7 protein-coding genes and 1 tRNA gene are annotated in these 13547 nt (G+C 44.7%); 6 read left to right on the top strand and 2 right to left on the bottom strand.

Going from position 1 to position 13547, the window contains the following annotated elements; genetic code table 11:
* Window positions 1-26: 26 nt before the first annotated feature.
* The gene (locus tag AC3A14_RS21300; RefSeq protein WP_318734833.1) at window positions 27-2222 is read left to right on the top strand and encodes a molybdopterin oxidoreductase family protein; all 2196 of its coding nucleotides are present in this window, start codon (window positions 27-29) and stop codon (window positions 2220-2222) included.
* 23 nt (window positions 2223-2245) lie between these two features.
* Here the strand turns inward: AC3A14_RS21300 and AC3A14_RS21295 are convergent, their stop codons facing one another.
* Window positions 2246-3955, bottom strand: a complete 1710-nt coding sequence (locus AC3A14_RS21295; protein ID WP_318734836.1) for an alpha/beta hydrolase — start codon at window positions 3953-3955, stop codon at window positions 2246-2248.
* A gap of 48 nt (window positions 3956-4003) precedes the next feature.
* Here AC3A14_RS21295 and AC3A14_RS21290 point away from each other — a divergent pair, with 48 nt between their 5' ends.
* The 3 genes from AC3A14_RS21290 to AC3A14_RS21280 are packed head-to-tail and all read left to right on the top strand — an operon-like array spanning window position 4004 to window position 5430.
* Window positions 4004-4150, top strand: coding sequence for a hypothetical protein (locus tag AC3A14_RS21290; protein WP_318701468.1), 147 nt, complete (start codon window positions 4004-4006; stop codon window positions 4148-4150).
* A gap of 8 nt (window positions 4151-4158) precedes the next feature.
* Entirely contained in the window at window positions 4159-4560 is a 402-nt protein-coding gene (locus AC3A14_RS21285; protein ID WP_318734839.1) for a hypothetical protein, read from the top strand.
* Window positions 4561-4599: 39 nt separating this feature from the next.
* Window positions 4600-5430, top strand: a complete 831-nt coding sequence (locus tag AC3A14_RS21280; protein ID WP_413039156.1) for an MOSC domain-containing protein — start codon at window positions 4600-4602, stop codon at window positions 5428-5430.
* 195 nt (window positions 5431-5625) lie between these two features.
* On the opposite strand, the gene AC3A14_RS21275 is transcribed toward AC3A14_RS21280, so the two are convergent.
* On the bottom strand, window positions 5626-12576 hold the full coding sequence (locus AC3A14_RS21275; protein WP_318734844.1) for a non-ribosomal peptide synthetase: 6951 nt from the start codon (window positions 12574-12576) through the stop codon (window positions 5626-5628).
* Between the two features lie 313 nt (window positions 12577-12889).
* Here AC3A14_RS21275 and rplS point away from each other — a divergent pair, with 313 nt between their 5' ends.
* Window positions 12890-13279 (top strand): 50S ribosomal protein L19, encoded by a 390-nt coding sequence (gene rplS, locus AC3A14_RS21270; protein WP_271936856.1) that lies wholly within the window; start codon window positions 12890-12892, stop codon window positions 13277-13279.
* A 72-nt stretch (window positions 13280-13351) separates the two neighbouring features.
* Window positions 13352-13424 (top strand) — tRNA-Trp (locus AC3A14_RS21265).
* Window positions 13425-13547 lie beyond the last annotated feature (123 nt).

Below are 13547 nucleotides of genomic sequence, written 5' to 3'. Positions count from 1 at the left end.
ATCCCCTATCCCCCCACTAAACTGCCATGGTACACAAAACCCTTTGTCCTTATTGTGGAGTCGGTTGTGGCTTAGATGCCTCTCCTCCTGCTGTCCCTGGTAAAGCGACCAACCGAGACAAAGATGGGTTACCTATCTGGAAGATAATGGGCGATAAAACTCACCCATCGAGTTTGGGAAAGGTTTGTGTGAAAGGAGCGACAATAAGTGAATCTTTAGAGAGAAATCGCCTCAAAACCCCAATGATGCGCGATTCATTGGATGAGCCATTTCGTAAAGTAACTTGGGATGAAGCGCTCAACCGCATTGTGGGCAAAATTAAGACGACTCGGTTAGTCCAAGGGCCTAATGCGATTTGTATGTATGGGTCCGGACAGTTTCAAACGGAAGATTATTATATTGCCCAAAAATTGCTTAAAGGTTTCCTGAGAACCAATAATTTTGATGCCAATTCTCGCTTGTGCATGTCTTCGGCAGTGTCCGGATATATTCAAAGCTTGGGTTCTGACGGGCCACCCTGTTGTTATGATGACTTGGAATTAACCGACTGTGCGTTTCTCATTGGTACGAATACGGCAGAATGTCACCCGATTATTTTTAATCGCTTGCGGGTTTATCACAAGAAAAATAAGCAGGTAAAACTGATTGTTGTCGACCCGCGCAAGACCCAAACCGCAGAAGCGGCGGACCTACATTTGGCGATTCGGCCGGGTACGGATATTGATTTAATGAATGGAATTGCCCATTTATTACACAAGTGGGGATTGATTGACTCCCTGTTTATCGATGAACAAACCACTGGATTTGTCGACTATGTAAAGGTTATCCAATCTTATCCCCCGGAATTAGTGGCGCAAAATTGCGGAATTTCAGTGGAAGATTTGGAACTGGCAGCTCGCTGGTGGGGAGAGTCGAAGCGGGTACTCTCTCTGTGGTCGATGGGGTTAAATCAGTCTTCGGAAGGCACAGCAAAGAATCGAGTGCTGATTAATCTGCATTTGATGACGGGGAATATTGGTAAGCCAGGAGCTGGCCCTTTTTCGCTCACTGGGCAACCGAATGCGATGGGAGGCCGGGAAGCGGGAGGACTCGCCCATATTTTACCGGGCTATCGGTTGGTCAAAAATAGAGAGCATCGTCGAGAAGTGGAACAGCTTTGGGGATTAACGCCAGGAAGTATTAATTCTGAACCGGGGTTGTCTGCTTGGGAGATGATTCAAGGGTTGGAACAAGGCTGGGTAGGGGTTTTGTGGATTGCAGCAACGAATCCGGCGGTCAGTATGCCAGATTTGGAGCGGACAAAAGCGGCTTTGTTGCGATCGCCATTTACTATCTGCCAGGATGCCTATTATCCCACAGAAACGGCCGAATATGCCCATGTTTTGCTCCCTGCGGCTCAGTGGAGCGAGAAAACCGGAACCATGACTAACTCGGAGCGCCGCGTCACCCTCTGTCCAGCGTTTCGACCCGCTCCGGGTTCTGCACGTCCCGACTGGGAAATCTTTGCCGAAGTGGGACGCAGATTGGGGTATGAGCAGCCGTTTACTTTTGCGGACTCGGAAGCGGTGCGTAATGAATTTCTCCAGCTTACGGCTAATCGACCCTGCGAGCAACGGGGGATTACTTACGAGCGTCTGCGGGAAGAGGGGCCCCTCCAATGGCCCTGTACCGATGAGGGAAAACCACAGGCACGCATGTATACGGATTTACGCTTTAATACCCCTGATGGTCGGGCGCGGTTTGCGGCATTCCATTCGCGGGGCTTGGCAGAACCGCCGGATGGTGAGTATCCCTTTGTACTAACGGTAGGCCGGCTCTATGGTCATTGGCATACCTTAACTCGAACCGGTCGAATTGATAAGATTCAGAAGATGCATCCAGAAGCAGTGATTGAGGTACATCCCTATGATGCTGAGAAATTAGGGATTACAGAAGGGATGATGGTTGAAGTGCGATCGCGGCGCGGATGGTGTCGTTTTCCGGCTAAAATAACCCAGAATATTACTAAAGGAACCGTATTTGCACCGATGCATTGGGGAGCCATGTGGGGCGATCGCACAGAAGCCAATATGTTAACCCATCCGGAAGCCTGCCCCAGTTCCGGACAACCGGAACTCAAAGCCTGTGCCGTTCGCTTAATCCCCGTCACTGCTGAAGCGTCACTTATCAATCATGAACAATTACCTCTTGAGATGTCAGAGTTAACCATTTCTCCATCCTGAGATCCATTCATTATGAATCGATCTCAAAATCCTGGAGAGATTTCTGGTAATTGCTCCAGTTCGAGTTGAGTGACTAAACTCAAGGGCATGGGTTCCTGGCTAATCGATTGGATATAAGCGGGAGTTAAATAAGGTTTATAGTCTAGATTTTCAGCCACATAAGTTTGGAAAAAGGCTAAGGTTAAGGCTAGGGTATAGCGACGGGCTAAGTCGGGATCTTCGCCAATCACCAAGCTGGGTAACGGGAGATCGTCTTCCCCCGGTTGTAAGGTAGAAAAATGAGTTCCTCCTTCCTGTAAGACTAAATATTTTTCTGATGTATTCGTTAACCAAACAAAGGGTAAAATCTGTTCGGGAAAAGATAGGGCAACCGTATCTTTACTCCCGGCAACAATCATCACAGGAATTTGAATATCATCGAGACTCGATTCTCCTAAAACCCGACTGCTAATGGGATTAATGGCAATTACGGACTGAATGCGGGAGTCCTGGAGGTTCAGGGAGCGATCGCCCTCTCCTAACTCTAAAGCGCGACATTGGAGCAACAGAGAAACGTTCCACGACGGACTATTGGGATTACAATCTGCTTCTAACTGTTCAAAATTAATCTTAGCTCCAGCCAACGCCAACACGGTATAACCGCCAAATGATTGCCCGATCGCCCCTACGCGATCTACATTAATCCGTCCTTCCAGAGCGCCACCCGGTTGGGTTTGGCGGCTGAGTTCATCAAGCATAAAGATAATATCTAAAGGACGGTTGATAAACTCGCTCGGTTCAGCCACTTCATTCGCTTTTCCTTCGAGCATCGCTTCCCGTTGGCGATCGCTACTTTCCAAATGCTCAGGAACCACCACCGCAAACCCTCTAGACGCTAAATGAGTGGCTAAATACACAAAACTTTCTCGATTCGAGCCTAAACCATGGGAAATAACAACTAAAGGAGCGGGTTGATCGGAACGGTTAGGAACATAAAGATCGACCGGATAAGCTCGATTTCGCTCCCGATCTCGGAGGGTAAACGAGCGTTTTTCCCAGCGAAAATAGCCCACATCATCTAAATCAGGCAGTTCAGAAATGGGAATTTCTCCTTTCGGAACTGAAAAAGGAAATGCCGAATTCCATTGAATTCCCTCTGGCACTTTTGCCAGTTGAGATTGAAACGAAACCTCGATCGCCGATTGTTGAGCCACCACCTGATTCGCTTCATTGGTTTGCTGCACTAAGGTATACAAATTCAAGGCAATATCGAGAGCCGATTCTAAATCAATCCGTAATCCTTGAGTGGGAAATTTCCGTAAAATATTCAGCAATGTCATCCCATCCGGTTCAGCCGCAGCTAAAATCAAAGCTGCTCGAATAGCATAAAATCCCTGTTGTCGTCCTCCCGTTTTCACCACTCGCCCCAAGCGCTCTAATAACACTTCTCCTTGAGGAGAATAGAGAAATTGAGAAATCCCTAAAGGAGTCACATCAATCGGCTGCTGGAGAATTTCCCTAAACTGGTTAAGTTGATCCTCATTCAGATAGCGAGTATAAGCAGATAATTTAGGGCTAATTTTTCCTTCATTAACAAAGTTTTCTAAGTCCCGCACAGGAATAGAGCGCTCAACTAAAGAAAAAGAAACATAGACTTGTTCGGCTGCCCAAACCGATTCTAGGAGAAGGGGAGAACAAACCAGCATTGCCACTCCCATCAGCCACTGCCATCGAAAATATTGTTGTAAGACCATCGATCTCACCTCTCACACCATCTCTATGTTAGCTCAGGTGAATGGGTAATGGGTAATAGAGAATCAGGAATCGGGAATCGGGAAAACTGGATTTTACGCTGGTCTTACCGCATCAATCTTCAGTCAGAAACTCTTCCGGATCAAGCAGGGATAATCTGTATAGGGAAACGACATAAAGCCATTCCAGCGGATTAGGAAAATCTATGAACTTGACCCCGACTCAACCCCTCTCAGTCTGGATTCAACAGTGCTGGGTTCATTATACCTTAGATTCTCCAGAAGAACGGTGTCCAAATGTACCTGAATTACCGGGTTTATATGGTTTGGTTGCTGAAAGTCAAGATGGGGAAAACTGGATTTTACTTCATATTGGTAAAACTCAAGTCAATTTGCGCGAATCTTGGTGTTATTACCGTCAATTACCAATGGTTAAAATTCTGCATCAGTTATCCCTAAATGTGAGTTTAGCCGTATGGGCCTTTCCTGTCGATTCTCTCCCTGGATTATCTTTAGAACACTTATCGAACTGGGAACACGCGTTAGTCGAATCTTTAGAGCCGATGCTCACCAAAACACCAGCCGTCTTACAAATTGCGGTAAAGTGAATAGGGATACAATGGCATAAAATAGCTAAGGTGCGGATGATGCAAGTTTCCCAGTTGTATATTTACCCGATTAAGTCTTGTGGGGCGATCGCCTGCCAAAATATTAGAGTAACCCCAAATGGGTTAGCTGGCGATCGTCAAATGATGCTCGTCAACCCACAAGGTCAATTTATGACCCAACGGGACTATCCACAAATGACCAAAGTCCAGGTAAATTTGACGGCTGAGACCCTCACCCTAGAATACGAGAAATTTGACCCCTTAGTGCTTCAACCCACCTTAGAAGGCAAGTTACACCCCGTTCAAGTATGGCAAACCCAGACCCTTGCCATTGACCAAGGAGATGCCGTTGCCGAATGGTTTCAAAGAGTCCTGAAATTAGACCATCCCTGTCGTCTTGTCCATCAATCTCCCCACCATCCCCGCGCCGTTGATTCCAAGTATGCCATCACGGAAAATGATACGGTCAGTTTTGCCGATGGCTATCCCATCCTGTTAACAAATACCGCATCTTTAGAAGACCTCAACCGCCGACTGAGCCAAACCTATCCCCAAAATCCTCCCCAATTCCCCATGAACCGTTTCCGTCCCAACATCGTCATTGAAACCAACGAACCGTTTGGGGAAGATCGCTGGCAAACCGTAACCATTGGCCCAGTAGAATTAGAATTAGTAAAACCCTGCTCCCGGTGCATCATTATCACCACCAATCAAATCACTGGAGAGCGCAACTCCCAGCGCGAACCCCTCAAAACCCTAGCCACCTTTCGCCAACAACCTGGAGGTCTCATGTTTGGTTGCAACGTCATTCCCAAAACCCTAGGTGAGATCCAAGTGGAAAGCGCAATTCAATTAAAAATTAAAAATTAATCTGGAAGAAACAAGAGTCAATGACTATCTGCGATAGTCTATAGCGCTGCATCCAATTAAATCTTTTCAGAAGTAGCAGCTTTTCCAGGAAACAAACTAGAAATTTTTATTTATGCCACTATTATCAACATTGTTTAAATGCAATATATTGGAGGAAATCCCGTAGTTTTCAGGAGACTTTTTCAATGGGGTACCTCAAAATTTCAGATAGGGACCTAGCTCTTTGGCTAAGGCTTCACTGCGGATAATCGAAAAATGGTCTCCAGCAATTTTGTGGATATTGATGCCACTGGCAGCTAGAGACCTCCAACCTTGAATCTGTTTTTGAGCTAATTCTTCTGATTTTCCGTCGGCATAGAAGAGGGTAATCTGACCCAAGTAAGGCTGGGGTACATAGCCATGCATAGCTTCAACGTTGGTTTGGAAAACCGCAAATAGCTGCTGCATCTGCTTTAGTCCGATTTCCGGAGGCAAAATCTGAAGTTTTTTGCCTTCGTTAAGGATATAGTTTAACTTCTCCTCCAACTCCAGTTGCCCCATTTTCTCCGCTGAAGCGGGCAGTTCTTTGCCAAAAGGACGACTTAGAGATTTGGCAAAAGAAATTACCAGCATCGTTTCATCTGGTTTGGACTTATTGAGAACGGTAGAATTAAAGCTATCTATTAATGCCAGCGTTTCTACTTCAGTTCCTAAAGCCTCTAGCTGTCGGGCAATCTCAAAAGCAACGATCCCCCCGAAAGACCAACCACCGAGCTGGTATGGTCCTTGGGGTTGAACAGTCTGTATTGCTTCAATATAAATGGTAGCCATATCTTCAATGCAAGTTTTAGGCTTACTCTCTCCATTTAACCCTACGGCTTGCAAACCGTAGAAAGGTTGTTCCACAGCTAACTGGTGAGCCAAGTCCCAATAGCACAGAACGTTGCCTCCCACTGGATGAATGCAGAAAAATGGTGGCAAAGAACCCTTTGGCTGAATTGGAACTAGGGGTGAGAAAAGTTCAGGATTTACGGCTGCACTGAGTAAACTGGCTTGACCTTCGATGGTGGGTTCGTTGAACAGAGTTGCCAGGGGCAGCCGAGTTCCGAATTGTTCTTCGATGCGAGCCACCAGACGAACCGCTAACAGAGAATGACCGCCCTTATCAAAAAAGTTGTCTCGCACTCCAACGGAAGGAATATTGAGAACCTCAGACCAAATTTGTACCAGTTGCAATTCTCTGGTGGTGCGGGGGGCTATTTTTTCTGCTTCTTGAGTTGAAACATCTGGTACGGGAAAGGCACGGCGATCTATTTTGCCGTTGGGAGTGAGAGGAATTGCATCTAAAAAGACAAAAGCACTAGGCATCATATAGTTGGGGAGTTTGCTTTTGAGAAAGCCGCGCAAATCAGAGGATACCACTTCCCCTTTGGCAACGATATAGGCTGCGAGTCGTTTATCTCTTGGGATGTCTTCGCGGACAATAACAACGGCTTGGCCGATGTTTGGATGTTGAGTTAAGACAGCTTCAATTTCTCCGAGTTCGATGCGGAATCCTCGGATTTTCACTTGATTGTCGATGCGACCGATATATTCGATGTTGCCATCGGGAAGATAGTGTGCCAAGTCTCCAGTTTTGTAGAGGCGAGAACCTGGTTCGTTGCTAAAAGGGTTAGGGATAAACTTTTGCTCGGTTAATTCGGGGCGGTTGAGATAACCACGAGCCAACCCTGCACCACCGATATGCAGTTCTCCAGTCACCCCAATGGGTACGGGTTGGAGATGGTTGTCTAGAATATAGGTTTGGGTATTGGCGATCGGATGACCGATTACTGGTTTAACACTATTGTGATAACAAGAAGCAACTGTAGTGTCTACAGTGCATTCTGTCGGTCCGTAAACGTTATAAAAACGAGTATATTTTGCCTTTACTAATGCTTGCCAAATTAATTCATCTATCGCTTCCCCTCCAACGAGAACAATTTCTGGAAGCGTCTCTTCGCGAGAGAACCATTTTTCTACGATTAGTGTCAGTTGTGATGGCGTACAGTCAAATACATCGATCTGCTGTTTTTGCAGGTAGGATAAAAGAGCATCTCCGTTCAAGCGGATCGTTTTCGGTATGATATAGAGAGTATCCCCATGCAAAAGTCGAATTAGCTGTTGAACCGAAGCGTCAAAAATTAGGGGCGCATTCACACTCACTCTGCGCTGACGTGGCAATGGGATAGCATATATCGCGTGTTGGAGTCCTACCGACAGGTTTAACGCCGCTCGATGTTCGATAGTCACTGCTTTGGGTTTGCCAGTTGAGCCAGAAGTGTAAATGACATAAGCTAAGTTTGCAGAATTGACTTGGCCGTTCTGGATGTTATTCTCGCCGGAAAAAGTATCCCAGTTTTTCTCAAAACAAACAACCTGAGTTTTATATCCTGAAAATCTAGTGACAAGATTCTCTTGAGTTAACAGCACTCGTGCCTTTGAATCTTCTAAGATATAAGCAAGGCGATCGCTCGGATAATTCGGGTCGATTGGAACATAAGCACCACCTGCTTTGAGAATTGCCAAAAATCCAATTATCATCTCAATAGAGCGCTCTACACATATCCCTACCAGCACTTCCGGTTCGACTCCCAAACTTTGCAGGTAATGTGCTAGTTGATTCGCTTTTGCATTCAACTCTCGATAGGTTAGTTGGTCATTCTCAAAGATAACCGCCACCGCATCAGGAGTGCATTCCGCTTGCTCCTCAAATAACTGATGAATGCACTTATCTTGGGGATAATCGGTCGTCGTATCATTCCATTGCACTAATATCTTATGCCCCTCGTTTTCCGGTAACAAAGGTAATTGCTCAACCTCCTGTTGAGGATTCGCAACTATAGATTCTAGCAAAACTTGAAAATGTCCCATCCAACGACCAATAGTTGCCCCCTCAAATAAATCCCTGTTGTATTTCCAATATCCCATTAATCCATCTTCTGTCTCCTGCATCGATAGAGTTAAGTCAAACTTGGCGACTACACTCGACCTCTCTAATTGAGAGCAACTCACTTCTGGCAATTCTAGGTTTCCCATGTCTGCATTTTGTAAGACAAACATCACTTGGAACAAGGGATTATAGCTCAAAGACCTGGATGGTTCTAATTCCATCACTAACTGCTCGAAGGAGGTATCCTGATGGGAATATGCTTCTATTGCTGTTTGGCGAACCCCTTTCAATACATTCGCAAAACTCTGCCCTTCTTCAAATTGCGTTCGCATGACTAATGTATTCGCAAAAAAGCCAATTAAGGGTTCGATTTCTTGGTGTTGGCGGTTAGCTATGGGGGTTCCTACTAAGATATCTGACTGTTGGCTGTAACGATAGAGTAAACTGCTCCATGCTGCCAATAGGGTCATAAACAAGGTACATCCCGATTGTTGACTTAATGCGTGCAGTTTTTGGGTGAGTTCCCTCGAGAGTTGAAATGATTCTGTTCCACCTCGGAATGTTTGCACTGAAGGGCGGGGTCTGTCTGTGGGCAGTTCTAGTAATGGGGGAGCATTTGCTAACTTTTGTTTCCAATAGTTCAGTTGGCTTTGTTGTTGTTGTTCTTTTAACCACTCTCGCTCCCAGATTCCATAGTCCGCGTACTGAATCGGCAGTTCTGCTAATGGAGATTTTTCCCCTTTGTTGAAGGCTTGATAAAGTGTCGATAATTCTCCCAATAATACTCCCATCGACCAACCATCGGAAATTATGTGGTGTATGGTTAGGGTTAAGATAAAACTTCCCGAATCCAGTTGTAGTAAATTTCCTCGCAGGAGGGGGCCGCTTTCTAGATCGAAGGGTTTTTGCGCTTCTTGTTTGACAAAGTTTATTACCTGTTTTTCCTGTTCTATCTCTGGTAGTTGTTGCACGTCGATAATGTTTAGGGGAGTTGCTATGGTGGGGCTGATGATCTGAATGGGAACTCCATTTTTTGCTTTGAAGATTGTCCGCAGGCTTTTGTGACGACGAACTATTTCTTGGAGAGCCTGTTCTAGTGACTGGATGGATAAGTTTCCGAACAGTCGCCAAGCTCTAAATATGTTGTAGGTAGCACTTTTTTGCTCTAGTTTATCTAAAAACCAGAGTCTTTCTTGGGCAAAGGAGAGAGGAATATCGTTGTCGCGGTTGATGAGCTTAATTGTGTGATAAAAAGATGACCAACTTGCCGACCATCCCTGCTGACGCAAAAGATTAGCTAGTTGCTCGATAGTAGGAGCATCAAAAAGAATAGATAGAGGTAAGTTGCGGTTAAAGATTTTCTCGATTTTGGCAAACAACCGTACCGCTAAAATCGAGTGACCACCTAAGGCAAAAAAGTTGTCTTGTATGCCGATGGGTTGAGTTTCTAAGACGCTCTCCCAAATTTTCGTTAACTCTAATTCCAACTCATCGCGAGGAGAGACATAATTACTTTTTTGTGGGCGTAATAATTCGGGAGAAGGAAGATTGCGTCGCTCTAATTTTCCGTTAGAATTTCGCGGCAAAGAATCTAAAAAAATGAAGAGGCTTGGTACGGCATGTTCTGGTAGTTTTTCTGCGACAAAGTTTCGCAACTCCTCTTTAATTACTGAGGGCTTTTCAAGGATTAAAGAATAATTCTTGAGAGCAACATAAGCTACTAAATTATTAGCTTTTAGAAAATCATTCCGAGCAATTACTACAGTTTCTTTTACATCTGGGTGCCTATTTAGCGTCACTTCTATTCCTTCTAGTTCGACTCTAAGTCCTCTGATTTTTATGCGGCGATCGCTTCTTCCAACAAATTCTAATATTCCTTCAGGTGAATAACGAGCTAAATCCCCTGTTTTATAAAGGTGGGTAATTCCTTCAAAGGGGTTAATGATAAATTTCTTTCTGGTTAATTCTGGACGATTGAGATAACTCCGTACTTGACGTTTACCTGCGACGCAAAGTTCACCAATTTCGCCCTCTGGTACTGGGTTTAAATTTTCGTCAAGTAAGAGAATTGTTACATCTTGAAGAGGCTTTCCGAGAGGTACGATTCCGGTTTCCTGGTTAAACTCTTCAGGAATGAGATAATAACTCACTGTTCCTGTAGTTTCAGATTGGGAGTAAAGATTAATTATTCGAGCATTATGTTGGAGTTGGTAACGCCAATCGTGGGGAGTATTCCAAGCTAAAGGTTCTCCTGTAACCAAAATTAATCGCAAGGAATTATTTAGCAGATCGAGTCTTGCTTTTTCATCGAGTTCTTGCAAAAAATTGATACAAAATTGCCAGATTGTCGGTACCGTATCCCAGATAGTTACTTCAGTATTTTTAATCAGTTGGAAAAGCTGTACTGGGTCTTGTCGTTGTTGCCGATCGGCAATGACTAATGTTGCACCAATAAATAAGGGTAAGAGCGTTTGTCTCACCCCTGCTGAAAATGAAAAAGAAGCGGTGTGTAAATATTTATCGCTTTCTTCAATTCCCAAAGGGAATCCAATAGACCGCATATAAGAAGATAAGCTGTAGTGGGGAATGCAAACAGCCTTGGGTTGACCTGTCGAGCCAGAAGTATAAATGGCATAAGCTAGATTATTAGAGCTTACTTCGTCTGCTGGATTTTCTAAGCTTTGCCCAGCAATTTCTGACTGTTTTGAGTCGAGATAAACAAATATTAGGTCTGACTCTGGAACTATCTTTCCGAGTTCTTTCCGAGTGACTAAAATCGGAACTTTAGCATCTTTCAACATAAATGCTAAACGCTCTGAGGGATATTCAGAGTCTAGGGGTAAATAAGCGCTACCTGCTTTGAGAATAGCAAGAATAGCGATCGCAAATTCGCAAGAACGGTCTAGGCAGATTCCGATTAAAGTGTTAGGTTCAAGATGGAATTGCTTTAGATAATGGGCCAGTTGGTTAGCTTGCCGATTTAATTCTCGATAGGTTAGCTGTCGGCAATTATCCACAAGCGCGATCGCCTCCGGTCTTCGTTCCACTTGCCCTTCGATTAACTGATGAAAACAGGGTTCTTCAGTATAAGAGTTGGGTACGAAAATTTCCAGTGGACATTCTTGAGGCTCGTTTATTCGAGAGGGAAGTAAAACCTCTCCCTCTCCTGTGGTTGTTAGTTCTCCAAGTTGATTTGTGCCAGTAATTTTGATTTTAACTAAAATTCCCGAGTCACGTTCTGTTTTTTTAACAACGGTTCCTTCATACCAAATCGTATCCCCATATAAAACTGGAGCGTTCATCTGTACTGATAATCGTTTAAGCTGTCCGCGATCGCCCATCCAGTTTGTCAGTAACGGGGCTAGCCAAGCAAAGCGCATTACGCCATTATCAAATGGTGCGGACATACCCCGTTGTTTGGCCAAGAGAAAATCTTCATGCTGTTGAGAATATTTAACTGGCCAGCCAGTTATCGGATTTTTCACCGAAGCATGAGGAGCTTTGAGAGTATCGCGATACCCTAAAGCCCCAGGGCGATAAGGTGGCCCAGTCGCTGCTTGCCAACAAATCAAATCGCCGACAGTTAAGGGGCCGCGAACTAAAGGGGGGAGTTTGGCATTAATCTCGACATCTTCTCCCCATAAAAGGCGATCGCCCCTTCGACTTTCCCGATCTAAGGCTTCGCGCATCTCGGCCAATTCTTCCTCCGAATATTCGTAAATCGAACGATTCACTAAAAAATCGTTTTCCGTCCGTGCAATCCAGACCAAATTACTCTTGGCTTTACCGACTAATTCTTCCTTTTGATTCCAGTAGCTTGTTTCAGAGAGGATGCAAACCAAGGAACGATTTTCACGGTTCTTAGACTCGTAAACCCCTGTTTGTTTCGCCGACGCTCTTAAAGAATCTCCTTCTAAAATTGGGTGGAACCATTCATATTCTAGCTCTCCAATCAAATTAGACATGGGTAATTTCATTAGATACCCATGCAGTGCTGGATACAAAACTGAGGTTAGAAAAGTTGGCGGTGCCACGAGACGGCCATAATCGCTCTTCCGGGCGTAATCTGGATCGAGCCAGAGGGGATTATCGTCGCTAATCCCATAAGCAAAATGTCTGATGGCTTGCGCTGTAACTTCTGTATTCCAAGGCTCTCGTTCTTGGATGATTTGCCCTGTTAATCCCCGAGATTTTTCTATGAACTCGTGAATTTTCCGATCTATTGTTTGACTCATTTCAAGTGTTTGTTTCAGAGATTGATTGCTGATTTTTCCAGTTGACAAGAAAAACTCTTGTTTTAAGGTATTTTTTTTAACATAAATTGCAGGCTGCCACTCTTAGAAATTCCTTAGGATTTCTAAGAGTGGCAGATCGGGGCTATAGTACCAGGGTAAGCTCAACTCAAGGGATCGATCTCTGAAAATTGGATTCCGTCGTTAAGCCAAAATATAGTATGCATTTGCCCTCCCTGTCCTCCCATTCCCCTAGACAGAATATAAAATCTTGAGTTATTATAAAAAATTGTGAGTTTTTAAGATAGATAAGCCCATGCACGCTCAAGAAATCATCCGCTCTATAGAAGCGGAACAAATGAAACCAGAGATTCCTCTAATCTATGTTGGAGATACAGTAAAAATCGGCGTGAGAATCCGAGAAGGTGGAAAAGAAAGAACCCAGCCCTATGAAGGTGTGGTGATTGCCAAGCGCAATGGTGGCATCAATGAAACCATAACAGTGCGCAAAATATTCCAAGGTGTGGGCGTAGAACGAGTCTTTTTACTCCATTCTCCACGCATCACCAATATTAAAGTGACTCGCCGAGGAAAAGCCCGCCGAGCCAAACTCTATTATTTGCGCGATCGCGTTGGTAAAGCAACTCGTCTCAAACAGCGCTTTGATCGTCCCTTAGATACAAAAATCAAGACTAAGACTAAATAACGCCTTCCCCTTGACACAAATTCCAATTGATGTGTATAATTAGAGGGCTTAGGTTAATCCAAACCAACCAGTGCGCTCTTAGTTCAGTTGGTAGAACGCAGGTCTCCAAAACCTGATGTCGGGGGTTCAAGTCCTCCAGGGCGCGTTATTGTCAATCTTCGATCCCGTAAGACTTTGACCTCCGAAATCGGATTTTGGAAACCTGCGCTCAACACACATTCAACACAAAATCACCATAGCACCCCATGCCTCAGCATGGGGTAAATAG

The organism is Roseofilum sp. (assembly GCF_982964205.1).
The sequence above is the reverse complement of the archived record's forward strand: the minus strand, read 5'-3'. Positions and strand labels throughout refer to the sequence as shown.

What these genes read in the sequence shown, in the direction of transcription:
- AC3A14_RS21300 (WP_318734833.1), top strand. Translation starts at nt 27, where the DNA reads ATGGTACACAAAACCCTTTGTCCTTATTGTGGAGTCGGTTGTGGCTTA.
- AC3A14_RS21295 (WP_318734836.1), bottom strand. Translation starts at nt 3,955, where the DNA reads ATGGTCTTACAACAATATTTTCGATGGCAGTGGCTGATGGGAGTGGCA.
- AC3A14_RS21290 (WP_318701468.1), top strand. Translation starts at nt 4,004, where the DNA reads ATGGGTAATAGAGAATCAGGAATCGGGAATCGGGAAAACTGGATTTTA.
- AC3A14_RS21285 (WP_318734839.1), top strand. Translation starts at nt 4,159, where the DNA reads ATGAACTTGACCCCGACTCAACCCCTCTCAGTCTGGATTCAACAGTGC.
- AC3A14_RS21280 (WP_413039156.1), top strand. Translation starts at nt 4,600, where the DNA reads ATGCAAGTTTCCCAGTTGTATATTTACCCGATTAAGTCTTGTGGGGCG.
- AC3A14_RS21275 (WP_318734844.1), bottom strand. Translation starts at nt 12,576, where the DNA reads ATGAGTCAAACAATAGATCGGAAAATTCACGAGTTCATAGAAAAATCT.
- rplS (WP_271936856.1), top strand. Translation starts at nt 12,890, where the DNA reads ATGCACGCTCAAGAAATCATCCGCTCTATAGAAGCGGAACAAATGAAA.